General features: G+C 45.6%; 22 protein-coding genes. 18 read left to right on the forward strand and 4 right to left on the reverse strand.

The annotated features are described in order from the left end of the window. Window positions 1-92: 92 nt before the first annotated feature. Window positions 93-1,034, reverse strand: a complete 942-nt coding sequence (locus G475_RS0113535) for a bile acid:sodium symporter family protein (protein WP_026701754.1) — start codon at window positions 1,032-1,034, stop codon at window positions 93-95. A 214-nt stretch (window positions 1,035-1,248) separates the two neighbouring features. Continuing rightward, window positions 1,249-1,923: an RluA family pseudouridine synthase gene (locus G475_RS0113540; RefSeq protein ID WP_026701755.1), complete on the reverse strand. Its 675-nt coding sequence runs from the start codon at window positions 1,921-1,923 to the stop codon at window positions 1,249-1,251. Between the two features lie 375 nt (window positions 1,924-2,298). Here G475_RS0113540 and G475_RS0113545 point away from each other — a divergent pair, with 375 nt between their 5' ends. From G475_RS0113545 to G475_RS25110, 3 genes are all read left to right on the forward strand, one after another. Further along, a complete protein-coding gene (locus G475_RS0113545; protein WP_035711221.1) occupies window positions 2,299-4,512 on the forward strand; it encodes a 5'-nucleotidase C-terminal domain-containing protein in 2,214 nt (737 codons plus the stop codon). A gap of 214 nt (window positions 4,513-4,726) precedes the next feature. Continuing rightward, a complete protein-coding gene (locus G475_RS0113550; RefSeq protein ID WP_026701757.1) occupies window positions 4,727-5,350 on the forward strand; it encodes a TetR/AcrR family transcriptional regulator in 624 nt (207 codons plus the stop codon). Further along, window positions 5,310-6,308, forward strand: coding sequence for an alpha/beta fold hydrolase (locus G475_RS25110; RefSeq protein WP_051302522.1), 999 nt, complete (start codon window positions 5,310-5,312; stop codon window positions 6,306-6,308). The genes G475_RS0113550 and G475_RS25110 overlap by 41 nt, the downstream gene beginning before the upstream one ends. Before the next feature lie 64 nt (window positions 6,309-6,372). On the opposite strand, the gene G475_RS0113560 is transcribed toward G475_RS25110, so the two are convergent. Further along, entirely contained in the window at window positions 6,373-6,552 is a 180-nt protein-coding gene (locus G475_RS0113560) for a small acid-soluble spore protein H (protein WP_026701758.1), read from the reverse strand. Window positions 6,553-6,815: 263 nt separating this feature from the next. On the opposite strand from G475_RS0113560, the gene G475_RS0113565 reads away from it, so the two are divergent. The 7 genes from G475_RS0113565 (at window position 6,816) to G475_RS25115 (ending at window position 15,104) form a co-directional block, all read left to right on the forward strand. Beyond that, window positions 6,816-7,748: an ArsR/SmtB family transcription factor gene (locus G475_RS0113565; protein WP_026701759.1), complete on the forward strand. Its 933-nt coding sequence runs from the start codon at window positions 6,816-6,818 to the stop codon at window positions 7,746-7,748. Window positions 7,749-7,965: 217 nt separating this feature from the next. After that, window positions 7,966-9,735, forward strand: a complete 1,770-nt coding sequence (locus tag G475_RS0113570; RefSeq protein WP_026701760.1) for a glycoside hydrolase family 2 protein — start codon at window positions 7,966-7,968, stop codon at window positions 9,733-9,735. A gap of 88 nt (window positions 9,736-9,823) precedes the next feature. Further along, complete coding sequence (locus G475_RS0113575) at window positions 9,824-11,098, forward strand: extracellular solute-binding protein (protein ID WP_026701761.1); 1,275 nt, start codon at window positions 9,824-9,826, stop codon at window positions 11,096-11,098. A 20-nt stretch (window positions 11,099-11,118) separates the two neighbouring features. Then, window positions 11,119-12,000, forward strand: coding sequence for a carbohydrate ABC transporter permease (locus G475_RS0113580; RefSeq protein ID WP_026701762.1), 882 nt, complete (start codon window positions 11,119-11,121; stop codon window positions 11,998-12,000). Further along, a complete protein-coding gene (locus G475_RS0113585) occupies window positions 11,997-12,848 on the forward strand; it encodes a carbohydrate ABC transporter permease (protein WP_035711224.1) in 852 nt (283 codons plus the stop codon). Before G475_RS0113580 ends, G475_RS0113585 begins: the two co-directional genes overlap by 4 nt. 24 nt (window positions 12,849-12,872) lie before the next feature. Then, window positions 12,873-13,550, forward strand: coding sequence for a YesL family protein (locus G475_RS0113590; protein ID WP_026701764.1), 678 nt, complete (start codon window positions 12,873-12,875; stop codon window positions 13,548-13,550). A 21-nt stretch (window positions 13,551-13,571) separates the two neighbouring features. Then, the gene (locus tag G475_RS25115; protein WP_051302525.1) at window positions 13,572-15,104 is read left to right on the forward strand and encodes an arylsulfatase; all 1,533 of its coding nucleotides are present in this window, start codon (window positions 13,572-13,574) and stop codon (window positions 15,102-15,104) included. Between the two features lie 539 nt (window positions 15,105-15,643). Here G475_RS25115 and G475_RS0113600 read toward each other — a convergent pair. Continuing rightward, a complete protein-coding gene (locus G475_RS0113600; protein ID WP_035711227.1) occupies window positions 15,644-16,657 on the reverse strand; it encodes an ABC transporter substrate-binding protein in 1,014 nt (337 codons plus the stop codon). A 200-nt stretch (window positions 16,658-16,857) separates the two neighbouring features. On the opposite strand from G475_RS0113600, the gene G475_RS0113610 reads away from it, so the two are divergent. From G475_RS0113610 to G475_RS0113655, 8 genes are all read left to right on the forward strand, one after another. After that, complete coding sequence (locus G475_RS0113610) at window positions 16,858-17,862, forward strand: FecCD family ABC transporter permease (protein ID WP_026701766.1); 1,005 nt, start codon at window positions 16,858-16,860, stop codon at window positions 17,860-17,862. Further along, window positions 17,859-18,911 carry a FecCD family ABC transporter permease gene (locus tag G475_RS0113615; RefSeq protein ID WP_026701767.1) on the forward strand — a complete coding sequence of 351 codons (1,053 nt, stop codon included), beginning with the start codon at window positions 17,859-17,861 and terminating at the stop codon, window positions 18,909-18,911. The genes G475_RS0113610 and G475_RS0113615 overlap by 4 nt, the downstream gene beginning before the upstream one ends. 43 nt (window positions 18,912-18,954) lie before the next feature. Beyond that, window positions 18,955-19,776 carry an ABC transporter ATP-binding protein gene (locus tag G475_RS0113620; RefSeq protein WP_026701768.1) on the forward strand — a complete coding sequence of 274 codons (822 nt, stop codon included), beginning with the start codon at window positions 18,955-18,957 and terminating at the stop codon, window positions 19,774-19,776. A gap of 223 nt (window positions 19,777-19,999) precedes the next feature. Continuing rightward, complete coding sequence (locus tag G475_RS25120; protein WP_051302527.1) at window positions 20,000-21,052, forward strand: mechanosensitive ion channel family protein; 1,053 nt, start codon at window positions 20,000-20,002, stop codon at window positions 21,050-21,052. Between the two features lie 20 nt (window positions 21,053-21,072). Continuing rightward, a complete protein-coding gene (locus tag G475_RS0113630) occupies window positions 21,073-21,558 on the forward strand; it encodes a hypothetical protein (RefSeq protein ID WP_026701769.1) in 486 nt (161 codons plus the stop codon). A 1,055-nt stretch (window positions 21,559-22,613) separates the two neighbouring features. Next, complete coding sequence (locus tag G475_RS0113645) at window positions 22,614-23,570, forward strand: carbohydrate ABC transporter permease (protein ID WP_026701771.1); 957 nt, start codon at window positions 22,614-22,616, stop codon at window positions 23,568-23,570. A gap of 21 nt (window positions 23,571-23,591) precedes the next feature. Next, a complete protein-coding gene (locus G475_RS0113650) occupies window positions 23,592-24,428 on the forward strand; it encodes a carbohydrate ABC transporter permease (RefSeq protein ID WP_026701772.1) in 837 nt (278 codons plus the stop codon). 35 nt (window positions 24,429-24,463) lie between these two features. Continuing rightward, entirely contained in the window at window positions 24,464-25,795 is a 1,332-nt protein-coding gene (locus G475_RS0113655; RefSeq protein ID WP_026701773.1) for an ABC transporter substrate-binding protein, read from the forward strand. The last annotated feature ends 14 nt before the right edge of the window (window positions 25,796-25,809 follow it).

Genomic DNA, 25,809 nt, shown 5'->3' on the forward strand with positions numbered 1-25,809 from the left:
AGATCTCTCTTCGTATAGCGTCCCCTGTCCATTTCCGTAATAAATAAAATTGCATCCCCCGCCTTCTGGCAGAGCCGGGAGAATGATAATTGTTATTCTTTCTCCTTTTTTGCGCCGCGTGTACTCCAGTAGGATACAAGCGCCGGGCCGGAAACGTTATGCCAGACGGAGAAAATGGCGCTTGGCAGAGCAGCGAGCGGGCTGAAATGGGCAGTAGCGAGAGCGGCGCCAAGGCCGGAGTTCTGCATGCCCGTTTCAATCGACACGGCGCGGCGTTTTGTTTCATCGAGACCGGTGACCCTGGCTGCCAGATAACCGAGAGCGAGCCCGATGCCGTTATGCAATACAACCGCAGCAAACACAGCGAGTCCAGACGTTGCGATATTTTCTACGTTTCCGGCAACGACAGCGGCCACAATTAAAATAATGGCAGTAACAGAAACGAGCGGCAGAGCAGCCTGTCCCTTTTCGGTAAAATCAGGGAGAAATTTCGCTGCGAGCAAGCCGAGGGCGATCGGAATAATAATCACCTGCACGATTGAGAGGAACATATCACCTGCGCCGACCGGAAGCCACTGGTTGGCAAGCAGGTAAACGATCAGCGGTGTCAAAAGCGGCGCGAGCATAGTGGACACTGACGTCATTGCGACCGACACTGGGACATCCCCTTTTGACAGGTAGACCATGACATTGGAGGCGGTCCCGCCCGGGCATGCGCCTACGAGCACGAGCCCCGCTGCGAGCTCCGGCGGAAGCCCCATTATCGTAGCAATGACAAAAGCGGCCAGCGGCATGATGAGAAACTGGGCCAGCAGACCGATGAATACTGGGGCGGGCTGCTGGGCAACCACGCGAAAATCACGAAGTTTCATCGTCATGCCCATGCCGAACATCACAATGCCGAGAAGAATCGTCACATAGGCTCCCAGCCATACAAATGCACCCGGCGCCGCGTAAGCTATCAGCGATACGAGAATAACAATAAAAGCAAAATACTTACTCATAAACGAACCGATTTTTTGTACGGCGTTCATCGTTATACTCCTTTCTATGTATGATAAATGCTCTTCACATACTAAGCTATTTTCTCTTTGCTTGTGAAGGGGGTTGCGCTTCATAAGCCGTAAAAAAGTTGCAGATAACCCCGGCAGGGCGCACGGGTTCCATCTTCTTTTTATCGTCAAAAAACGAATACCGCAGCACAGTCATACCCGCAGGCCGTGGTACTATAGATTTCTTTTATTCCTTCTATCCCTTCCAGAGATTCCACGGATAGTCGTTTGGGGGATTGGAATGTATTTTTATTTCTTCTTTTTTTGTTGGATGCTCGATTGCGAGGGTATGAGACCATAAAGCAATTTGCTGCCCCGGCTGATTAACGTCGGTTCCATACTTTTGATCCCCGTACAGCGGACAGCCGCGTGAAGCAAACTGGACGCGTATTTGGTGAGGTCTGCCTGTATGAAGCCGGATGGAAAGAAGGCTTACATTGTTGCTGCTGGCAATTGTTTCATATTCCAATACTGCTTTTTTCGCCTGTTTATGGGTCGAGCCTGCAATACTCACTTTATTTTTGTGCCGGTCCTTGACCAGGTAATCTTCCAGCGTATCATGATATTTCGGCGGCTTGCCTCGTACCACAGCCAAATAATGTTTTTGCATGGCATTCCTGCGGATGGCATCAGATAACCGAGATGCGGCTTTTGACGTTTTTGCAAACACCATCACCCCGCCGACGGGGCGGTCCAGCCGATGGACAAGGGCCAGGTAAACGTTACCCGGCTTCTGGTAGCGAATCTTTAGATCTTCTTTCAGGAAACTCAGTAAGTCCTTATCCCTGGAATTGTCTTCTTGGACCGGCATGTTCACCGGTTTTTCTACAAAAAGTAAATGATTATCCTCATAAAGAATAGGAACGGTCATCGCTGATAAAACCCCTTTAGATTATTCTATCCCCATCATGATAACATAGCACATTCCCTGCTCCAGAAAAGCACTTATTTTCGGAAGATTCGTATCTCCTGATCCCCCTTTGTCTCATGTCGAGAGGGGCCGGGACAATTTATTCTATTGATATTTTGTAAAAAAGATAAAGGTTGTTTAAATTGTAAGAAAATTCTTGTTTATTTTAATTTCTCTTCGTAAAATGAGGATAGTATCGCTTTTATGCTCTCTCACCATAGGCAGGGGGGTGTTAGGAAGGCAGTAAATAATACTATTACAATGCCGGTACAAACGAGAAGGGTCATGGTACATAGGCAGCTGCAGAGAATGAATCGATGGGGAGGATTTATATTCATGTATTCAACGAAAAGCTTTTGGCAAAAAGGATTTTCCGTTACTGCTCTTGCCGCAGCAGTTTTTATTATAATACCGGAAGCAAATACAGCAGCGGCAGATGGGTATACCGATGTGGAAGAAGGGGACACTCACTATGAATCTATTCTTTCACTAACGGAGCAGGGAGTGATTCGGGGGTATGAAGATGGCACATTCCGCCCCTGGGACGACGTGAAACGTCAGCATGCAGCGGTAATGCTGACAGAAGCGGCTGATTTGGAAACACCGGAACATATAGATGAGGTGCTCGAACGGTATGAAGACGTCGGTCCGGATCACATGTATGCCGACGAAATCGCAGCAGTGACAGAGGCCGAAATCTTTAAAGGAAACAACGGGGAATTTCAACCAGGGAAATCTATTACCCGGGAGCAGACCGCTTCCGTGCTCGTACCAGCGTTAAATCTGGAAGACTATGATACATCGGAAGAAGACGTTGACATTCAGCTGAGCAATGTGCATGCCTCTCATCAGGAAAACGTACAAACCCTGGCCGATCTCGAACTGACCACGCAGCTGGATGATTTCCGGCCGAAGGAATCGCTGGCACGCGGCGCGTTCTCGACATTTCTGCATCGTTCCCAGCAGCTGGACGAACAGGATGAGGACACGGGGGGCGAGGACACAGAAGACGTGGAATTATCGATAATGCACACCAATGATACCCACGCCCACCTGGATAACGTCGCTCAACTAACGACAGCGGTGGAAAATTTCCGGGAAGAACACCCTGATTCCTTATTATTGAGTGCGGGTGACGTGTTTTCCGGGACGTTGTATTTCAACGAGTTCGAAGGGCAGGCCGACTTGGAATTTATGAATCTCATGAATTATGATATGATGACCTTCGGCAATCATGAATTTGACCTCGGCTCCAGAGAAGAAGGCCATCAGGCACTGGCTGATTTCATCACCGGGGCTGAATTTCCTTTGGTCAGCTCCAACGTAGACGTTACCAATGATGGAAATCTCAGCGGCCTGTTTCATGATGAAATGGCAGAAGAGCCGGAAAATGGGGAAATCTACAATAGCATTGTGAAAGAAGTGAACGGAGAAAAGGTCGGCATTTTCGGTCTGACAACAGCGGAGACCGCCGAGATTTCCAGTCCTGCAGATGTGGTGTTTGAAGATTATATTGAAGCCTCGCGGGAAGCGGTGGAGCAGTTTGAAGCACAGGGAATTGACAAAATTGTGACACTGACCCACATCGGTTACGACGATAACCCTGATTATGATAACGACCTGCAGCTGGCCGAACAGGTAGAGGGCATTGATGTCATTGTTGGCAGTCACACCCACACGGCCCTTTCAGAACCGGATGTTGTGGAAGGCGAGAGCGGTGAGCCGACGGTTATTGTGCAGGCTTCCCAATATGGCGAATTCCTCGGCACCTTGAATGTAACCTTTAATGAAGAAGGGATAGTAACAGAACATCATGGTGAATTAATTGAAATCGGGGAACAGGAAGCGGATGAAAAGGCAGCGGCCCTTCTTGATGAATATGCTTCCCAGGTGGAGGAAGTGAAAAATCAGGAAAGCGGCGGTACTGCAGCAGAAGCGCTCCCTAATCCGCGCCTCGGCAACGGGGATGACACCAGTGTAAGAAACAGTGAAACGGCGCTTGGCAACCTGATTACAGACGGTATGCTGGCAAAAGCCAAAGAATTTAATGAAGAAACGACGGCTGCGCTCCAAAACGGGGGAGGCATCCGTACATCCATTGACGAAGGGCCCATTACTATTGGAGAAATTTTAACGGTTCTTCCGTTTGGAAATACGCTGGCTACCATGGAGTTAACGGGAGCGGAACTGAAAGAGGCTCTCGAGCACAGTGTGAGCCAGGCTCCTGAAGAACACGGCGGCTTCCTTCATGTGAGCGGCATCCAGTTCACATACGACAGCTCCAAGGAACCTGGTAACCGGGTAGAGACGGTGGAAATAGAACAGGACGGGGACTATACCCCTCTTGATGAGAATGAAGAGTATGTGATCGCGACAAATGCGTTTACGGCCAAAGGCGGCGATGGTTACGATGTCTTCGCCAAAGCCTATGACGAAGGGCGGGTCACGGATTTAGGACTCGCCGACTGGGAGAACCTGCGTGACCACGTTGCAGAACTTGGAACGGTGGATCCAGAAATAGAGGGACGTATCGTCGACGAACAACAGTAAATAAGCGAGACGTAAAAAACCGGCTGGATGCTTCCATTCAGCCGGTTTTTTGCAGGAGAAAGCCTTATTGATTTGGGAGAATGTAATAGGGGGGAGAGAAAAGTAAGATTTATTGGGAAAAAACGAACTTATAGAAAATTGACCTTTTAGGTAAATAAAGGTATGATAAAATTAACCTATCAGGTAAACAGTGCATATGTATAAGGGTGGTATCATGCTTCCAAAAATATTGAATCTGGAACCTAAAAGAAGGGATGCTATTTTAAATGCTGCATTAAAGGAATTTGCCCAAAAGGGATTTGACGATGCTTCGACTAATGCGATTGCCAAAGCGTCCGGGAATTCAAAGGCGTTAATGTTCCACTATGTACACAGTAAAAAAGATCTCTTTCTATTCCTGTATGATTACTGTACGGAGATGATGAATAAAGAATATCTTGAGGTCATGAATTTTAACGAAAAAGATATTTTTGAAAAAATGCGCCAATCCTATCTTCTCCAGATTGAATTATTGCAAAAGCATCCCTGGATTTTTGAATTTATTCAGATGACGGCTGGCACTAAGTCAACGGAGATAAATAAAGAACTGGAAGGAAGAGTAAACGAAAAACAACCACTATGCCATGCGGCACTGTTTGATCTCGTGGATGAATCTAAATTTAAAGAAGGGCTGGACGTGGAAAGAAGCAAACAAATTATTTTTTGGTCGAATATCGGTTTTTCAAATCAAATACTAGACGATATTAGAACGTCAGAATTCACGGAATTGGATGAGGACAAGATGGTGGCAGAACTTGATGATTATCTTAATGAACTCCGGAAAATCTTTTACAAATAAAGTTATGGGAGGTATCGATACCGCAATGAAAGAAAATACAAAGAAACACCAAGCTGATAAGCTCAGTGGACCGCCGATTGGACGTTACTACGACGTGGAAGAGCGACGCTTGTTCCTTGACTGTTCTGGTTCGGGAAGTCCCTCTGTAGTGTTTTTACCGGCTGCCGGTATGGTCGGACTTGACTATCTGAATATTCACAATAAAATTAGACAGCGTACAACATCAGTGATTTATGATCGAGCGGGAACGGGCTGGAGCGAACCGGTTAACCTGCCTCGAAGGGCCTCAGAGGTTACGGATGAATTACGCAATCTCTTGCAAACCGCCGGGGTGCCGGCTCCCTATCTGTTCGTCGGCCACTCGTTAGGTGGAATATACGCACGCCGGTACGCCCAGCGATTTCCAGACGAGGCGGCCGGGATGGTTCTTTTGGAACCGGCCCACGAAGACTTGCTCACCAATATGCCAAAATTAAAGAAACGCTACGTGTTTCAGCAGGTTTATCCTATCCTGCGGACACTCCTGACTTACAAGCGGACCTTTCGAAATTTATTCGAACAGATGCTTGCCGAGTGGCCGGATTCGATCCGGGAACCGCTGATTGAATATCATCTCCGGACATTAATGAAAACGATGAAGGAAAGGAAAAATTTAAACAGTGAGCTTTATAACGAAGTACGTGAAGGAGGAGATATGCCCGATATTCCTTTGATCGTGTTCACAGCGATGGGGGTGGACCCATTCATGACTCCGATGACAAGTAAATCATTCCTGCGTGACACGATGAACCCATTTAATACTGCTAAAAACGCAACTTACACAAAATTAGCAGACTCCGTTCCGCACGGGGAGCATCGTATTCTCCCCAGCGCCGGGCATACCACGATCCACACAGATAGTCCAGACGAAGTGGTCGAAGCGGTCTGGCACTTACTCGATCGTGCAGGAAGTAATTAAGTTAGCCCCTTCCCTTTTGGAAAGCTTCTTTCGGCAAAGCCGCAGCGAAGAAGCTCTCTTTGTTCTATTGTTCTTCCAAGCTGGTCACGGAAACACTTTTAATGCTGTCGGGATTATCAAGGGAATGTATAGTAGCTACCCCAACTTGTTGATCCACATGTTCAATATAAACAGGCTCCCCGTCATATACTACGTTAGCCATTTCCGGGGAAGATGAAATTTCTTGTGCTCGTTGTGCATTCATTAGTCATTCTCCTTTATTATTTACTCCAAGATCTATCTTTTGCCGACCTTGTTATCAACAATATTCTTTACGTCTGCAGCCAAATTTATGTATGGTTTGAGTATCACTTGTACAAACATAGGAGAACACTTGGGTCCTTAGTATGGATGATTTGTATTTTACTGCAGGTTTTTTGTTTTAATAACAGAATCTCCAAGAAAAACTGTTATAATAGGGACAATTGTTGATAGTTTTTACAGATAACATAATAGAGGTGATCCCTTGTGCTCGAGCTTTCCATCAATAATCTGGATCAATTAAAATCAGTATCTCACGCTTTATCTTCTGAAATCCGTCTTAAAATGATTCATCTATTAAATCAGCGGACGATGAATATTCATGAATTAGGGGAAGCTTTGGAAATACCGTTGTCCACCGCGGCAGCCCATGTAAAAGTGCTCGAGGACGCCCTGCTTATTATTACAGAGCTGAGGCCGGCCAAACGGGGTGTGATGAAGGTATGTACCAGAAATTTTGATGATATACATATCCAGTTGAATAAGCCGCCGGAAAACCCTGCGAAGCAGGAAGACTTTGTGACTGTAAACATGCCGATCGGCCAGTATGTGGACTTTGAGGTTTCGCCGACATGTGGAATGGCAAATGGGGACGGGGTGCTTGCAGCAGAAGACAACCCGGTCCATTTTTATGACCCGATTCGTACGGATGCCGAGCTGATATGGACAAGAAAAGGCTATTTTGAATACAAATTTCCAATTACTATTCCGGCAGATGCTGTGATTACAGAGATTCAACTTTCTGCTGAGGTTTGCTCTGAGGCCCCCAACTATGATCCCCATTGGCCTTCTGACATATCCGTTTGGTTCAACGATGTGGAAATAGGTACCTGGACAAGCCCTGGTGATTTCGGGGACAGGCCGGGGCGGTTGAATACGGGGAGCTGGGGAAAAACAACCAGTACGCAGTACGGGTTGTTAAAAACATGGAAGGTGAAAAAGGACAAAACCACCATTGATGATGTATTTCTGTCCCAGGTCACCGTGGATGATATAACGATCGGGAGCAATTCTGTCTTACCCGTCAAAATTGGTATTAAGGACGACGCGGTGCATAAAGGCGGAATCAATCTTTTTGGGGCCGGGATGGGAGATTTTAACCAGGACTTAAATCTAAAAGTATTATTTACAAGAGCATGAACATCCAATGCCCGACAAAAGAGTTATTTTTTGTTCAGCTGCAAAAAAATAACTCTTTTTTTCTATGTGATGGCATAGATTTTTATACAAGAAATATGTTTTAAAACAAGAAAGTAACAAAAGAACCATTGACTCTTTTTTGGAGACCACGTATTCTTAGATTAATTACTTTATTAAGTATTTTAAAAAAGATTGTTGAAAGAAGGAGTGCAGGGTTATGAAGGAGGAAAACACACTTCCGCGAAAAGAGTATCCACGTCCTCAATTCAAACGAGATTCCTGGTTGAATCTAAACGGAACTTGGTCGTTTGCTTTTGATGACGAAAATGTGGGGGAGTCCAGCCAATGGATGAAAAAGAAGAGATTTTCGAAAGAGATCCTGGTTCCGTTTACTTACGAAACGGAAGCAAGCGGGATTGGGGATACAGAATTTCATCCGTATGTCTGGTATCAAAGACCCTTTCAAATCCCCGCCGAGGAGGCCTCGAAGAAAACGATTCTGTGGTTTCAAGCGTCTGATTATCTCACGAAAGTGTGGGTGGATGGTCTTTATATAGGAGAGCATAAAGGGGGAAACAGCGCATTTTCATTCGATATTTCGAAAGCGCTTACAAACGAATCAGATCATGTACTCACCGTTAAAGTCGAGGATAGTCTCCGCTGCACCCAGCCGCGAGGCAAGCAGCGCTGGCGGGATGAAAATTTTGGCTGCTGGTATGTGCAGACGACTGGGATTTGGCAGACGGTTTGGCTGGAATTTGTAAACGAAGCCAGCATTCAACATGTCAAAATGACTCCGGACATTGATACCAACAGTGTATCGTTTGATTATACTTTGTCTTCCCCAGTGAACAAAGACTACACCGTAAAGACCACCATTATGTATCAAGGGCAGCCTTTGAAGCAATATTCGTTCACGCCCGATCGGAGAACGATGAGCATCAACATAGATATGTATTCGGATATCAATGAATGGAAGGTCCTTTATTGGACGCCCGCTAAACCTCACCTTTATGATGTCACCTTTTCCTTATACAGAAACGATCAGGTGGTGGATCAAGTAGAATCTTATTTTGGGATGCGCAAGGTATCGATAAAAGACGGCCAGGTTTTATTAAATAATAGGCCGCTCTACCAGAAGCTGCTGCTCGATCAGGGATATTGGAAGGATACCATGCTGACCCCGCCTTCGGAGGAAGCGGTCCTTGAAGATATTGAGAAGACGATCGACATGGGGTTTAACGGGGTGAGAAAGCATCAAAAACTGGAGGATGAACGATTTTTATATTGGTGTGATAAAAAGGGGCTGCTGGTTTGGTCGGAGATGGCGGCGGCTTATGAATATACGGACGAAGCCGTAGCAACCTTCACGGAGGAATGGTTGGCTGTCATGAGACAGCATTATAACCACCCGTCCATCATTACGTGGGTGCCATTCAATGAATCGTGGGGAGTGCCCGCCATATTTCAGGATAAAAAACAACAGGCCTTTACAGAATCGATTTATTATTTATCAAAGGCGCTGGACTCCACCAGGCCTGTTATTGTCAACGACGGCTGGGAGCATACCGTGTCTGATATTATCACCCTCCATGATTATGAAGAAGCAGGCAGTGCCTTTTTTCAGCGTTATAGAGAGAAACAGCCAATTATTGCCAATGAAATCCCGCATAACAAGGGAAAGTATGCGTTGGCCAAAGGATATGAATACAAAGGCCAGCCCATTATCATCAGCGAATACGGCGGTATTGCCTTTAATGAAGGGAAAGGGTGGGGATACGGCCATCAGGTCGATACAGAAGATGAATTCCTGGCGCGTTATAAGGAGATCACCGAGGCAATAAAAGCCATTCCTTATATCGTTGGCTACTGTTATACCCAGACTACCGATGTTCAGCAGGAAATCAACGGACTGCTGAGAGAAGACAGAACACCTAAAGTGCCGCTTCAGAAAATTAAAGAAATCAACGATGCCGGGGCCAACTAGAAAGAAGCAGCAATGAATACTATTGCTGCTCTTTACTAAATAGTCAAAACCTTTTCAATTGAACGAAAATGATAAAGGAGGGGATGAGATGGGTCGAAAAGGAAAAATAGCATTAATCGGGGTCATGCTGTTATTTCTTGGCGCCTGCGGGAATACCGCGCAGACAACAGCCGACGGAAAAATGCAGATTGATTACTGGGTTCTGTTTGGCGGAGGGGACTTAGGGTTCATGGAAGAAATCGTACAAAATTATAATGAAAGCCAGGATGAAGTGTACGTCAACATGGTACTGCAGGACTTTGATGAATATTATACGAAGCTTACGACGAGTGTTGTTGCAAACCGCGGGCCGGATGTCGCTATCAGCCACGCTACGGTACTGCCAGAATTAATTAACCAGGGGTTAACGATCCCGTTGAATTCGATCGCGGACGAAGCGGATCTTGACTGGGAGCAGTACAATGAAAACATTCTTGAAGCCGTAGAAGTAGAGGGAGAAAGGTATGCTGTTCCTTTAGATACACATACCTCGGTTATGTATCTGAATACCGAATTAGCGGAAGAAGCGGGAATGATCGATGATAACGGAGAACTATTACTGGAAGAAGAAACACCGGAGGCCTTTTTAGATTTTTTTCAACGCCCTAAACAAGAAAATATGGAAGAAATGCCATTGGCTTTTTCCACGGGAGCGATCGATGCGTACCGGATGTGGTGGGCTTTTTACCACCAGATGGGCGGGAGACCTATTTTTGATGTGAAAGAATTAAATGAAGTCGACGTCACGATAGATAAAGAGGCCGCTGTAGCAGCCGCTGAGTTTTTAAAACGATGGACGTATGAAGACCAAATTGTACCGCTTAATTTAGCTGATTTTTATCAGGATTTTCAAAATGAAAGAGCGGCCGGCATTATTACAGGGGTTTGGAGTACTGGTATTTGGGAAGAAGCAGAGCTGGATTTTCAGGCGTACCCTGTTCCAACATTATTTGAACAGGAGGGGGCGTTTGGTAATTCCCATACGCTGATCATGCCGATAAAAGAAAACACAAATAAGGAACGGCAGCGGGCGGCGATGGATTTTATGGAGTATGTTACCACAGAAGGCGGTTTGACCTGGTCCGAGGCAGGCCATATTCCTGCCCATAACGACACCATTGAGTCCGAAGCTTTTCAGGAACTCCCTCACCGTGCTGACTATGTGGAAGTCGCTGATTACGTAGATTACCCGCCAAAATCCATCTACTACCGCCCGGCAGAAACAGAAATGATAAGAAACCTCGATGAAATTCTGGCCGACCGGATAAGTCCAGAACAAGGAATTGAAAATATGATCAATGATTTAGAAGTCGTCACTAAATAAAGAAAGGCAGGTGGGAACTGTTGGAAAAATCGTTTTGGAAAACACAAATGCGGCCGGTCCCTTTTCTTCTTCCGTTTTTTATTGCTTATATGCTGTTTACGATTTATCCCATTTTTAAAGGGATGCAAATGAGTTTTTTTGAATGGACGTTGATTGAAAAGAAGGAGTTCATCGGTTTTGAGCAGTATGCTCGTTTACTGACGGACCCGAATTTTTGGGAAGCTTTCCGGAACACCACGATGTTCGTCATTTTTTCGACCCCGGGAATGGTTATTTTAGCCCTCATCTTAGCCTTGCTCGCTAACTTAAATACCAAAATGAAAACATTGTTCCGCGGAGCTTATTTCCTTCCCAGTATTCTATCTGTTTCCGTCATTTCTTACGTCGCGATCTTTATGGCGCAGCCGTATAACGGTGTGGTGAATAATATTATTCAAATGTTCGGTATAAATGTAGAGCCGTTTTGGCTGAACACGCCGTCTCTCGCATGGGTAACGATTATTGCGGTGACCTTGTGGTGGACCGTAGGGTTTAATATGATTCTTTTTTTAACAGCCCTGCAGGATATTCCGGAGGATTTATATGAGGCGGCAGAAGTAGACGGAGCTACACGTATGAACATGTTTTGGTCGATTACCTTTCCGCAGCTGCTCCCCATCGCCAGAGTTATCCTCTTACTGCAGGTGTTGGCTTCCTTCAAAGTATTTGGCCAGATATTATTGATTACAGAAGGAGGGCCCGGTACCGCTACTAGGCCGATGATTCAATATATTTATGAAATGGGGTTTGAGCGGGCCGACCTCGGTTATGCGGCGGCGATGTCTTATATTTTATTTATTGTGCTGCTGCTGCTGTCGATAGTACAACTGCGATCCGGCGGAAGAGGGGGTAGAATCATATGAGTCAGAAAGGGCAGACCTTACTGGAAAAAAAGCGGGATCCATTTCATTTTCTAAAGGTTATTCTTGCGTTTGTTATGGCGTTAATATTTCTCTTTCCCATTGTATGGATGATATTTGTGTCGTTAAAACCAGAGGAGGCCGCGGCAGCAGAGCCGCTTTCCTGGTTCCTGCCGCCGTATACGTTAGAGAACTTTATTGAAATTATAACCGGCAGTGATGTGTTCCTTTGGACCTGGAACAGCTTTATTGTCGGAATAATGACTACTATTGTGACGTTAATCCTAACTTCCCTCGCCGCCTTTGCGATTTCCAAAATGCATTTTACCTACCGGAGATTTATCTTTATTTTCTTTTTAGCGGGGTTGATGGTGCCCGGGGAAGCGATGATCATACCACTTTTTGAAATAGTAGGAGACATGAATATGCTCGACACGTACAGCGGACTGATCCTGCCCATGGTCGCTACACCGCTTGGCGTCGTTATTTTGAAAAGTTTTTTCGACGGGGTTCCCAATGAACTTATTGAAAGTGCAAAAGTCGATGGCTGCTCGGATTGGCGCCTATATTGGAATATTGTTCTGCCGCTTGCTAAACCTGCGATGGCCGCGATAGGAATACTGACCTTCATTGCGTCCTGGAACAATTTCCTCTGGCCTTATTTAGCTATCGTGTCTGAAAGTCTCTATACCCTTCCTGTTGGTATTCCAGCCTTTAATTCAGCTTATTCGGATACGTATGTGGAACCGATGACGGTAAATGCCCTGGCATCCATCCCTGTTATCATCGCCTTTCTCCTCTTTGAAAAACAAATTATTAAAGGAGTCAGCTTTTCCGGGATAAAAGGATGAGAGAGAAGAAAGGAGAGAAAAAAAGTGGGGAAAACAGAAAGTTCCAGAAACGTCCTTTTTCGAGCGATCGATGGGATAGTGCAAATTGTTTACCTGCATGGGCTGTGGGTTGGGTTCTCCCTGCTCGGCGGGATCCTGTTTGGTGTGTTTCCTTCCACAATTGCTCTATATGAAGTCATCAGAAAGTGGGAGACGGAAGGGTTCCATAAGGAAACCAGTACATTCCTAACATTTTGGAGCGCTTATAGAAAGGCATTTCGAAAAGGGAATGCCGTGGGTGGAATCTTATTCGTAACCGGAGGGTTTTTAGGCGCTGATCTGCTTATAGTTTCCCGGATCGATCATATCGCAGGGCTCGGGTTAACGTTTATTTTTTCAATCTTGCTGGGTCTCTTTCTTCTGGTTCTGCTGTTCATCTTCCCAGTCATCATTTACTTTGAAGAACCTCTTTTTCGTCAGTTGAAATATTCCTTGCTCCTTGGTATGTCGTCGCTGCCTTATGTCGTTCTTCAGGCAGCTGCGTGGACGGTGGTTCTGTCCTTCTTTCTCTTTGTACTGCCGGCGGCAGCCATCGTTTCTATCAGCAGTATATTGGCTCTTGTCCATATGAAAATAGCGGGGAAAGCAATAAACCGTGCCCATTTAAAGCAGCAGCAAGGGAGAAAGAAAGAGTCTTCTTCCCTTATGATACAAGAAATATAATATCTCTAGGAGGCAGAATAAATGTCAGCGAACAAGCCCAATATTATTTTGATATTAACGGATGATTTAGGTTATTCCGACTTAGGGTGTTACGGCAGTGAAATCGATACGCCGAATATCGATCAATTAGCCGGCAATGGCCTGCGCTTCACCCAATTTTATAACTCCGCCCGCTGCTGCCCCAGCAGAGCGTCCCTCCTAAGCGGCCTGTACCCCCATCAAGCAGGCGTCGGAGAAATGGATCAGGACCGTGAAACCCCCGGTTATCGCGGCTATTTAAAAGATCAGTGCGTAACACTCGCAGAGGTATTAAAGAAAGGCGGGTATCACACGTACTTAGCCGGGAAATGGCATGTCGGGAAAACGGGACCGACGGAACGCGGTTTTGACGATTTTTACGGCCTTTTAGGGGGATTCGCAAGTTTCTGGGATAAAAAGAATTATATTCGACTGCCGGAAGGAAAACCCGGGCAGACTTACAGAGAAGAGGAATTTTACGCTACGGATGCGATCACGGATCACGCCCTGGATTTTATAGAGGAGTCTCGTCATAAGGACCAGCCCTATTTCCTCTATCTTTCCTATAATGCTCCGCACTTCCCATTGCAAGCACCGAAAGAAGACATCGAAAAATATAAAAAAGTATATGAAAAAGGCTGGGATATAATTCGGGAAGAGCGGTTGGAGCGGATGAAGGAATTAAACATTGTGGATGAAAATGTTCCCCTGCCGCCACGCTCCGAATATTGGAATAGAGACCGGGATATTCACGGCATCAATCCAGCTTGGGAGTCTATTGATCCAGATCGTCAGAAAGACCTGGCGCGGCGGATGGCAGTTTACGCTGCTATGGTGGATCGTATGGACCAAAACATCGGCAGGGTGCTGCAGGATTTAAGGGAGCAAAATGAGTTGGAGGATACCTTAATTCTTTTCTGTTCGGATAACGGCGCCTGTGCGGAATGGGATCCATGGGGGTTTGACAACTGGATCACCACTTCCAATATGCTGCATCGAAAAGAAGATATCGATCATATGGGAGGACCTGGGTCGTACCATAGTTACGGCTCCGGATGGGCGAACGCCTGCAGTACCCCTTTACAGCTTTATAAGCATTACATTCACGAGGGCGGGATCTGTACGCCGCTGATTGCCCACTGGCCGGAAAAAGTGAAACGTAAGGGAGCCATTGACCACCGCCCGGGACATTTTATCGATTTTATGGCCACATTCGTTGATATTACAGAAGTAGAATATCCTAAAACACATCAGGGTCGTGACATTCTCCCGATGGAAGGCGAAAGTTTACTGCCTGCTTTTTTAGGGGAGACCGCCACAGAAAGAACATTATGTTTTGAGCATGAACAGAATGCCGGCGTCCGTCAAGGCAGCTGGAAACTCTCCAAGGTAAAAGAAAAAGAGTGGGAGCTTTACCACATAGACTCGGATAGAAATGAAATGCATAACCTGGTGGAGAAGTACCCGGAAAAGGTAGAGGAGATGAAAAGGATTTGGGAAGAATGGGCGCACCGTACAAATGTCTATCCTCGTTAAATGCATAAAAAAAGCCCGGCCGCACCTTTTCCTGGTGCTTAGGAAAGCCAGCAACAGCTGTGGAGGACACAAACCACTAGAACGAAACTCTTATTGTCCTCCAACTTAGCTTTTGAACCCAACAGTAAAGGAATAAGGAAAAAGACTGGTCTCCAAAAGCATTTGGGGGACACAAAAACCAAAAAAGGAATGCGTAGGGGCCTCCATCCCCAAGTGGAGACCCCTAGGACAAAATAATTCCGCGCTGTTGTCCTCCGATTACTTCTGCAGTGAATGCGCTGCAAAAGTATTTAAAAAACGGAGCTTGGGTGATTTCCCCAAGCTCCGTTTTTCCAGCGCCGGACAGCTTTTGAAGACATCTATAGGAAAGGCTATGCTGAGGCAGACGGGAAGCAGCGGAACATTAATTCCATTATTTCACAAATGTCCGCGCCGGGACCGGATTTTTTGGGACAGCTCTCTAACTGCCGCTTAAGAATTATCCATGCACCATTAAAAAACAGAGGTTAAGCGGGCTTCTTAACCTCTGTTTTTCTTACTTATTCACTTTCGGCGAGATAATCTTCAATATCATCCAGCATGAGGTTTGCTGCACGGACACCGCCGGCTGTGTTCCAGATCGCGTCACTCACTTCGTGAACGTTTCCTTCCTGTACGACGTCAAGGTTTTGGAAAAGCGGATCCTCGAGCCATTCTTCCTGAACGCTGGTGGCTTCGCCGTCCCCGGTTTCATAGGTGAAATGGAAAAGAACGTCGCCTTCCATCAGCGGGATCTGTTCTTTTGTGGCTTCCATGATCGCCAGTTCCTCCTCGTCCTGAGGTTCAGGGCGGTTAAAGCCGATTTGATCCAGAATGATACCGGAAAAGGAATCTTTCTGATAGATCCGTACGTCTCCTGCTGTAAAGCGGACAACGGAAACTTCCTGATCCAGCTTATCTCCGGCCTGTTCTTGAATGTCTGCAATGCGCTGATCGTATTCATCCAGGACGGCTTGACCTTCTTCTTCTTTATTAACTGCTTCTGCGATCAACTCAAAGTTGGCCTGCCAGTCCCCGCGGAGCCTTTCTTCGAAGATCGTGGGAGCAATGTCATTTAGCTGCTCGTAGACATCTTCCTGCCGCATCTTATTTCCGATAATCAAGTCAGGATCGAGCGCCGCAATTTGTTCGAGGTTTACCTGACTTTCGGTTCCGACCACTTCTACGCCTTCCATATCCTCTTCGATATGGTCATACCATGGATCTCCTGTCCAAGACTGAACAGCCCCCACAGGTGTGATGCCAAGAGAAAGAAGGGCTTCTGTGCCATGATTGGTGAGAATAACGATATCCTCCGGAGTTCCTTCGAGCTCTGTGGTTCCCATCGCATGTTCGACGGTGTATGAATCCTGGCTTTCTTCTGTCGTCTCATCTGATGTTTCTTCTGTGTCCTGGCTGTTTTCTCCCTCTTCCTCTGTGTTTTCCTCCGCTCCGCATGCAGATAATAGAAGGATAAAGGTTACAGCAAGACAGAGAATGCTGAACCAGGAACGAGATGTTAAATAGTTCACCATTGATATGTACCTCCAGCGTTAAAATAATTGGGATAGAAGTATGATTTCTTCTCTGATAATGATATTATAGAGAATGATTCTCACTGTCAATAAATTAATGATAATGATTTTCAACATCATTGACAATGCCCTCTTCTTTTCTTTAAACTTAAAGGTGCAAGAGTAGGATGGTTAGTGAAGTTAGATTGGAGATTGGCCATATGATACTGAAATCCCCGAAAGCGAAAGTGGCGGGACTGCTTATAGGTATGATTGTTTTCGTTGCATGCATTCTGGGAAGTATCATATTCGGCTATACCTCTATAACATTTTCAATGGTCATTGATGCTTATACACAATTTGATCAATCCAATGAACATTTAGTGATACGAAATGAAAGAATGCCCCGTGCCTTAACAGCTGCTGTAATAGGAGCAAGCCTGGCGGTAGCCGGCGCCATCATGCAGGCGCTGACGAGAAACCCGCTCGCTTCCCCGGGAATCTTGGGGGTGAATGCGGGAGCCGGCTTTTTTGTGGTCACTGCTGTGTCCTTATTTTCTATTACAAGCATGCAGCATTTTATATGGATTGCCTTTTTAGGTGCTGCTACAGCGGCTTTTATTGTTTATTTTTTAAGTTCTTTCGGAAAAGAAGGGCTCAGCCCCATGAAATTAGTCCTTGCCGGTTCTGCGATGGCAGCGCTGTTTTCCTCTTTCACGCAAGGCCTGCTTGTTCTTAATGAGCAGGCGCTTGACGAAGTGCTGTTCTGGCTGGCCGGTTCGGTGCAGGGAAGGGACATTGAATACTTATTATACGTGCTTCCGTATATAGGCGCAGCCTGGATCCTGGCCATGTTTATCGCGCGGCCGGTCAATGCTTTGGCCATCGGAGAAGACGTCGCCGCAGGCCTTGGACAGAAAATCGGGTTAACCAAGCTCTCCTGTGCTTTACTGGTGATTGTGCTTGCGGGCGGATCTGTCGCGGTGGCAGGCCCGATTGGGTTTATCGGTATCGTCATTCCGAATATTGTCCGCCCTCTTGTAGGGCTGGATCACCGCTGGATCTTCCCGTATTGCGCTGTTCTTGGCGGAATTCTTTTAATGGCGGCTGATGTCTCTGCAAGATTTATTATTATGCCGCAGGAAGTTCCTGTCGGGGTGATGACGGCTGTTATTGGAACCCCCTTCTTCATCTACATTGCCAGGAGGGGGATGAGCATGAAATGAAAAAATACCTTCCGATTCGATTTAAAAACTGGTTTTCTTTTCTTCTGGACTGGAAGGCATTCCTTACAATTGTTGTCCTGCTGGTTCTGACACTCACTCTCCTGATCGCCAGTATCAGCTTGGGGGATATGCGCATTCCACCTTTGGATGTGATGCGTGTTCTCTTTGGGGGAGGAGAAGAGACACAGCAGCTGGTTATTACATCATTCCGGCTCCCGAGAATCATCATAGCGATGCTGGTTGGGATGTGTCTGGCTGCCGCCGGGGCGATTCTTCAGGGGATTATCCGGAATCCTCTGGCGTCGCCGGATATTATTGGTATTACCGGCGGGGCAGGAGTTGCAGTTGTTACATTTTTAGCGGTATTCAGTAATGAAAACAATGCTCTTACGGTAAGTATTCACTGGCTTCCGTTGGCCGCTTTTATCGGGGCTACGCTGGTTGCTTTTCTTGTATACGGTCTCGCTTGGAAAAATGGTGTTTCCCCTGTGCGTCTCGTATTGATTGGAATTGGAATTTCCACGCTGGCCCAGGCTCTGACCACGTTACTGATGATTGTTGGTCCTATCTACCGGGCCAGTCAGGCGAACATATGGCTGACGGGAACGGTTTATGGATCAACCTGGGATGATGTCACAATATTAACTCCCTGGGCTCTTGTTTTACTTACAGCGACGTTTCTCTTATCCAGGAACTTGAACCTTCAGGAACTTGGAGATGAAATGGCTAAAGGGCTGGGAAGCAGAGTACAGGTACAGCGTGTAGGACTGTTGTTTGTGAGTACTGCTTTAACGGGAGGAGCGGTTGCCTTTGCGGGAGGGATTGGTTTTGTCGGGCTGATGTCTCCTCATATCGCGAGAAATCTGGTAGGTTCCGCGTTCGGGGCGCTTATCCCCGTTTCCGCCTTTATCGGGGCAATGCTCGTATTAGCCGCCGATCTGGTTGGCAGAACCGTGTTCTCTCCGCTGGAAGTACCCGCAGGCGTGTTCACTGCATTAATTGGAGCCCCTTACTTTATTTATCTATTATTTAAGAATCGCAACTTGTAACCATAGTCAGGGAAAATCTGAAAGATTGAAGGAGCGGTACATGATGAGTCGGCTGCAAACTGAATCGTTAACATTATCCTATGGTCAGGACAAAGTCATTGATGAGCTTTCCATCCGCATTCCCAAGGGAGAAATTACAGTCTTAATCGGAGCAAACGGGTGCGGCAAATCAACCCTGCTTCGTTCGATGGCCCGACTAATGAAGCCGGAGTCAGGGTCTGTCATGCTGGATGGGAAAAAGATTTCTAAATTATCCACGCGCAACATTGCCAAGGAGATGGCTATCCTTCCCCAGGGCCCTTCAGCTCCCGAAGGTTTAACGGTTCTGCAGCTGGTGAAGCAGGGGCGTTATCCTCACCAAAGTTGGCTGAAGCAGTGGTCGGAAGAAGATGAGCGCAGTGTGAACAAGGCGTTAAAAGAAACGAATATGGATGAATTGGCAGAACGCCCGGTCGATTCTCTTTCCGGCGGACAGCGTCAGAGAGCGTGGATTGCGATGACACTGGCGCAGGATACCGATACCATATTGCTGGATGAACCAACGACATACCTGGACATGGCCCACCAAATTGAAATTCTCGACCTTTTATTCCATCTTAATCAAAAGGAGAACCGTACCATTGTGATGGTGCTCCACGATTTGAATCTGGCGTGCCGCTACGCTCATAATCTTGCGGCGATTGCAGATAAGCAGATTTTTGCCCAGGGACGGCCGGAAGAAATTATTTCTTGCGATACGGTTCGTCATGTATTCGGGATGGAATGCCAAATCTCTGCAGATCCACTGTTCGGAACCCCTTTATGTGTTCCATACGGAATGGGCCGCTGCATCGGCGGAGCCATGCAGCAGGATGGCACGGCGTAAAACAGGACCTGGTTTAGAAACGGCAAGGGTTTCAAACAATAGAAACCCTTGTTTTTTTTATGCCATTAAGTGATTTTTATCCTTCTTCAGCAGTTCCCTCTCTCTTTTTCCCTGCACCTTGCTTTTTCGGGAAATCCCAGTTTTTATAATACTATTCATAATCCACTCCTTTTGTTCATATCGTGTCGTTGTACAACCTAATTTGTGCAGGAAGGGGAACGAAATGGACGAGCAGGTAATCTTTCATTATTTTTCTGAATTTGGGGATTTTTTCGTTGGTGTATTACTCCTTTTTCTGTGCCGATGGCTGCTCCGCTGGTTTTTTCTTATTGTTCGAAAACATAAAACACCGCTTTATCAAAGCATGCTGACAGCAGTGCTCAATTGGTGCACGTATTTTGCAATTTTACTATTTACGTTTGTCTACTGGGATTTCCTTGTAAGCGAAAATTGGTCCAAAGAGACCTTATTTTCTCTCGGTGATGTAAATGTTTCCATTGTGCTGATTATCGTATTGATTATGCTGGTTTCCCTGGCCAATCGATTATCTAAAGTCATGACAAGGCTGCTGTTTCCAAAAGTATACGATTACTATGATTTTGACAAAGGCATCCGTTTTACATTAAATCGCGTGTTTCACTACACGCTGATGGTCATTGCTGTATTTGTTAGTTTGCATACAGCAGGAGTCAATCTGAGTGCTCTCTCCATTTTCGCAGGTGTGATTGGTGTAGGGATTGGGTTTGGCCTGCAAAATTTATCTTCCAATTTCATTGCCGGCATTATTTTGTTAATGGAACGGCCGATCCAGGTGGGAGACCGGGTCGAAGTGGATGGAGTGACGGGAGATATTGAAGACATCCAGATCCGTGCGGCCGTGGTGCGGACATTAACGAACGAGCACATGATTATTCCCAACTCATACTTTTTAGAAAAACGGGTCACCAATCTTTCTCACGGCGATACACGTCTTCGTGTAGATCTTCCGGTCAATGTTTCGTACGCAGCGGACGTAAAGCAGGCGCGGAGAATTATGCTTGATGTGGTGCAAAAGGAGATCGACCACCACGTTTATGTATTAAGCGATCCGGCCCCGGCTGTTCAATTCAGAGAATTTGGCGACCTGTATCTGAACCTTGTATTACAGGTTTGGGTTTCGGATCCGGTGTATATGTCGTCCATCAAAAGCCGGTTGAACGAACAGATACATGAACAATTCCACAAACACCGTGTGCCGCGGACAACAGAGTCCGTTGATACGATAGAGTGGAAATAATGGAAGGAGGGAATAGCATTATGCCGATAGAGGAGCAAATTAGTGCCAGTATTTATGAATGGGCCGAAGTCAATGCAGATAAGATGGAGATATTATATCAATTTAAGGGAGGCTGGGAGATTTGGGCCCAGTGTGAAATAGCCCTGTTTCTGTATAATAAATTTACGTTTCATTATAATATTCCAGCGCCCCGTGAAGAAAAAGTATACGGAAATGGGCAGCGCTGTGATTTATATATCCCTTTCTCAGAGAATCAGAAGATGATTATGGAATTAAAATGTTTTAGCATCCAAAACGAGCAGAACTTCTTTAAAAATCTTCGTAATGATTACCTAAAACTATCCCGATTACCCAGGAGGCATACCAATGATTTAAAAATATCGATTGGCTTATTTCCTCCAGTGAATGAGACCAAATGGGACCCGGACGAAATGGCTTTTGTGAAAGGACATTATGACATATTACCTCTTCAAAATAATATGAACCTTGCGTGGTGCGTTATTTAACTATCCGCAGCAAAGAAACACGGTGATCCTCGTCCTTGGGCTCTGGAGTCATCTTTGTTACCAAGTATTCTGTCGTTGTTTGGATTTGATACAGCCTGTTTGCTTTTTTCTACAGGAAACTTATTGGAAGTACCCGTCCAATACCAACCCTCCAGCTCATAGGCGGGCGGTTTATTTTGTTCATAACGAGTGATACGGGATAAAATAAAATCGATTTTTTCCAATCGGAAGTTGGTTTGATGATCAAAGGATAAGGCGTTTCAAGTTGTTCCAAACGGTCTAAATCATGAAATCGAATGGTCATAGGCAAAGCTGCTGGAGGAAATTGAGGGGAAAAACAATAGCGGTAATCTGAAAACTTTTTTGTTGGCAGGGATAGGCCGCATGTAGCTGGCCGCTTGGAATGAGGACAGATTAACCAGGCTCCAGGATAGGACTTCTCTAGTCTTGCCCCCGTTTTTTTAATTCGTAATCGGAAGAATTTTATTGCTGCAGTCAGAACTTGGATGCTTTGCTTCGGAGATTAAGCAGTGGTGGAGGACGCGAACCACCGGAACGAAGCTCTTAATGTTCTCCAACTTCGTTTTGAACCCTATAGCCAAGGGATAAGGAAAGGGACCGGTCTCCAAACGATTTTGGCGGCCACAAAAAGCAAAAAAGGAAAGCGTAGCGTCCTCCACTCCCAAGTGGGGACCATTAGGAGAATATAATTCCGCTCTGCTGTCCTCCAATTACCCTGCATATCTTCCGCCGGAACGATATATCGGATGCTGGCTGGCTGTGAGAAAATCAGAAGAATGCTTCTGCCTTCAGCTCATGTGCTATAACAGTAATCAAATCAAAAAAGGACGGATCTTGGGTGTTTTCCCCAGGGTCCGTTTTCTTATTTCCTGCAGGGTTCTGGATTTTCATTTGTCTTCTCTACGAAACGGAACAAGCAAAAATAATTTTAATTCAGTCAAATTAGTTACATGTATTGATGTGCTTAGAAACGTACAATGAATCTTAACAACAAATGAAAACGCTTCCTTTGTTGCGTTGAAAGGGGTGAGTTGATGGAAGCAAAAACGGAGGCGCAGACTCAGAAGGTAGAGCAGCAGCGGAAAAAAACAGCAAAGTCCCGCTGGTTCAGCAGCAAGACCTTTAAAGAAAATGTGGCGGGATATTTATTTATTGCTCCTATGTTTATCGGGACGACAATTCTTGTGATTATCCCCATTATTCTTTCCCTTATCGTCAGTTTTACAGATTGGGTATTTATCAATGGATTGGACCAGGTGAATTTTGTAGGTCTTGAAAACTTCAAGCAGCTGCTGCAGGATAAACCATTTATTCAATCTCTTGTTAATAATTTCTGGCTGATTTTATCCGTTCCGGTGACGATGTTTATCGCGCTGATTCTGGCTATCATTATTAACAAGCATGTGTATTTCAAGGGTTTTTTTAAAGTTGTCTATTTCATGCCCTATATTTCAAGTATAGTAGCGATTGCAATTGTGTTTCAGCTGTTGTTTCACCCGTCCTTTGGCCCGATTAATGAATTCTTAATGGCCGTCGGCATAGATAATCCGCCGAAATGGCTGGCTGACTCAAGCTGGGCCTTGATTTCTGTCATTATTATTACGATCTGGACGTCAATTGGTTTTAGTTTAATTATTTATCTAGCTGGATTACAGAATATTCCGACGGACCTATATGAAGCGGCCGATATGGATGGAGCTTCGGCGCTGATGAAATTCAGAATGATCACCGTCCCCATGTTATCACCAACGACATTCTTTTTATTAATCACCGGCATTATTTACAGTTTCAAAGCGTTCGAATTAATAGTGGTTCTCACAGACGGCGGTCCGGGATATTCCACCTCGGTGATCGTTTATTACCTGTATGAACAGGCATTTGATAATCTCAAATCCGGTTATGCTTCGGCCATTGCGATCACACTGCTTGCCTTGTTACTGCTGATTACCCTAATTCAATGGGTAGGGCAGAAGAAATGGGTGAATTATTAACGAAAGGAGGGGGCAAAAGGGATGGATAAACTTAAAGAAATAAGCATAAAAAAAGCTGGTATCACTCTTATTATGGGGGTATTCGGAATTTTCTTCCTGCTTCCTTTTATATGGATGGTGTCTGCTTCTTTAAAGCCGGAAATCGAAGTGTTTTCCTACCCCATTCAATGGATCCCTAGTGAATGGCGCTGGGAGAACTATGAAAAAGTATGGTTTGGAGAGCAGCCTTTCATTCTTTACTACTGGAACTCTATTAAAGTGACCCTGGCCACCACCTTCATTTCCGTTACAGTATCTGCGATGGCAGCATATGGGTTCTCTAAAATTAAATTCAAAGGGAGAGACGTGCTGTTTCTTCTGGTTCTTGCTACATTTTTGATTCCAGCCCAGGCTATTCTGGTTCCTCAGTTTATTATGTACCGCTATTTGAATTTGTTTGATACGCATATCGGCCTTATTTTGTTAAACAGTTTTAGTGTACTGGGGACGTTCCTGCTGCGGCAGTTTTTTTCCAGTATCCATGATGACTTTATCGATGCGGCTAAAATGGATGGGGCGAGCCATCTCACTGTGTTCCGGAAAGTGGTCGTTCCAATGATGATACCGGCGATTTCCACGTATGCGATTCTTCGGTTTATCTGGACATGGAATGATTATCAGGGTCCTCTCATATTTCTGCGTTCGGAAGAGCTTTCGACCATTCAACTGGCGATTGATAAGTTTTCCACGTCCAGCGGGGAACTTTACAGTTTAATTATGGCCGGCTCCGTGTCTGCCATTCTTCCGCTTCTCCTTATCTTTATTATCGGACAGAAGTATGTAATTGAAGGGATTGCACGGGGCGGTGTGAAAGGATAAGTAAAAGAAATATAATACATGAAGGAGGAGAATATATGAGAAAATCTTGGTTTGTTCTTATGGGTGCTTTATTGATTGCTGGACTGACAGCTTGTTCCGATGGGGGAGGCAGTGAAGAAAGCGAAGCGGACACAGGCGAAAATGACGGGGAAGTAACGGTCCGTCTGCATCACTGGTATAATGAAAGTCAAGACAATTGGGATGAAGTCATAGCTTCCTTTGAAGAGGAGCATCCAAATATTAATGTAGAATCGGTGACGCCGGAAAACAATGATGCCAATGAAACGATGAAACAAATCGATCTTGCGGCCTCTTCCGGGGACCAGCTGGACGTTATCATGATTAATGATCCGGCAAATTATGCCCAGCGGGTGAGTCAGGGAATGTTTGAACCGCTTGACGCTTTTATCGAAGACGCTGATTTCAATTATGATAACGAGTACAGGGTGGACACGAGTGTGGATGGCAGTTATTATGCCCTGCCGGGGAAATATAATATGAATTTTGTGATGATGAATCAGGATGCCCTCGAGAAAAATAATCTGGACATTCCGACCGAATGGACGTGGGAGGATTACATGGATTATGCCGCGGAACTGACAGAGGGAGAAGGAACCGATAAAATGTACGGGACCTACTTTCATACCTGGATTGACTATATTAAACTCGCAGCTATGAACCAGATGAAAAATAATGATCTTGTCAAAGAGGATGGCGAGACATCCAATATCAACAGTGACATTATGAGAAAATCACTGGAAATCCGGGAGCGCGGCCACGATGAAGGATCTGCGGTACCGTATGACGAAACTATTTCACAGGACTTAAATTACAGAGATCAATATTTTAATGAATCCGCCGCGATGATTATGACTGGCAGCTGGATGATTAATGAAGCCGGGGGTATTGACGGCAGCCCCTCGCCATTTACGACAGCGTTTGCCCCTTATCCGAAAGCCTATGAAGACGATCCTGTGACAACTCCTGCCGGAGCTGATTTCTTATCTGTGTATTCGGGCTCGGAGCATAAGGAAGAGGCATTCGAATTTATCCGCTGGTACACAACAGAGGGAATAGTCGAGCAGGGGAAATATCTCCCGGACTACAAAGAAGCAGATTTAGATACAGTCGTTGATAATTTATTAGCGGACTCTGATCCGGAAAAAGTGAATAAAGAATCTCTGCTGCGGGTTCTGGAGGATTCGGAAGCCGCTGACGTTACGATCCCGCCGCCTTTTATTGGGGAGGTTGCCGATGCCTACATGAACGAATCCGATGCTTTTCTTTTGGGGGAACAGGATTTAGAAACGACTATTACAAATGCCGATGATCAGGTCCAGGAAATTATCGACAATAATACGGAGTAAAAATGGCAGTGAGA

Origin of the sequence: Salibacterium aidingense DSM 18341 (assembly GCF_000429685.1) — a bacterium.
Classification (GTDB): Bacteria; Bacillota; Bacilli; order Bacillales; family Marinococcaceae; genus Salibacterium; species Salibacterium aidingense.

Excerpts from the sequence above, each read along its gene's own strand:
- G475_RS0113535 (WP_026701754.1), bottom strand. The coding sequence starts at position 1,034 with ATGAACGCCGTACAAAAAATCGGTTCGTTTATGAGTAAGTATTTTGCT.
- G475_RS0113540 (WP_026701755.1), bottom strand. The coding sequence starts at position 1,923 with ATGACCGTTCCTATTCTTTATGAGGATAATCATTTACTTTTTGTAGAA.
- G475_RS0113545 (WP_035711221.1), top strand. The coding sequence starts at position 2,299 with ATGTATTCAACGAAAAGCTTTTGGCAAAAAGGATTTTCCGTTACTGCT.
- G475_RS0113550 (WP_026701757.1), top strand. The coding sequence starts at position 4,727 with ATGCTTCCAAAAATATTGAATCTGGAACCTAAAAGAAGGGATGCTATT.
- G475_RS25110 (WP_051302522.1), top strand. The coding sequence starts at position 5,310 with ATGATTATCTTAATGAACTCCGGAAAATCTTTTACAAATAAAGTTATG.
- G475_RS0113560 (WP_026701758.1), bottom strand. The coding sequence starts at position 6,552 with ATGAATGCACAACGAGCACAAGAAATTTCATCTTCCCCGGAAATGGCT.
- G475_RS0113570 (WP_026701760.1), top strand. The coding sequence starts at position 7,966 with ATGAAGGAGGAAAACACACTTCCGCGAAAAGAGTATCCACGTCCTCAA.
- G475_RS0113575 (WP_026701761.1), top strand. The coding sequence starts at position 9,824 with ATGGGTCGAAAAGGAAAAATAGCATTAATCGGGGTCATGCTGTTATTT.
- G475_RS0113585 (WP_035711224.1), top strand. The coding sequence starts at position 11,997 with ATGAGTCAGAAAGGGCAGACCTTACTGGAAAAAAAGCGGGATCCATTT.
- G475_RS25115 (WP_051302525.1), top strand. The coding sequence starts at position 13,572 with ATGTCAGCGAACAAGCCCAATATTATTTTGATATTAACGGATGATTTA.
- G475_RS0113600 (WP_035711227.1), bottom strand. The coding sequence starts at position 16,657 with ATGGTGAACTATTTAACATCTCGTTCCTGGTTCAGCATTCTCTGTCTT.
- G475_RS0113610 (WP_026701766.1), top strand. The coding sequence starts at position 16,858 with ATGATACTGAAATCCCCGAAAGCGAAAGTGGCGGGACTGCTTATAGGT.
- G475_RS0113615 (WP_026701767.1), top strand. The coding sequence starts at position 17,859 with ATGAAAAAATACCTTCCGATTCGATTTAAAAACTGGTTTTCTTTTCTT.
- G475_RS0113620 (WP_026701768.1), top strand. The coding sequence starts at position 18,955 with ATGAGTCGGCTGCAAACTGAATCGTTAACATTATCCTATGGTCAGGAC.
- G475_RS25120 (WP_051302527.1), top strand. The coding sequence starts at position 20,000 with ATGGACGAGCAGGTAATCTTTCATTATTTTTCTGAATTTGGGGATTTT.
- G475_RS0113630 (WP_026701769.1), top strand. The coding sequence starts at position 21,073 with ATGCCGATAGAGGAGCAAATTAGTGCCAGTATTTATGAATGGGCCGAA.
- G475_RS0113645 (WP_026701771.1), top strand. The coding sequence starts at position 22,614 with ATGGAAGCAAAAACGGAGGCGCAGACTCAGAAGGTAGAGCAGCAGCGG.
- G475_RS0113650 (WP_026701772.1), top strand. The coding sequence starts at position 23,592 with ATGGATAAACTTAAAGAAATAAGCATAAAAAAAGCTGGTATCACTCTT.
- G475_RS0113655 (WP_026701773.1), top strand. The coding sequence starts at position 24,464 with ATGAGAAAATCTTGGTTTGTTCTTATGGGTGCTTTATTGATTGCTGGA.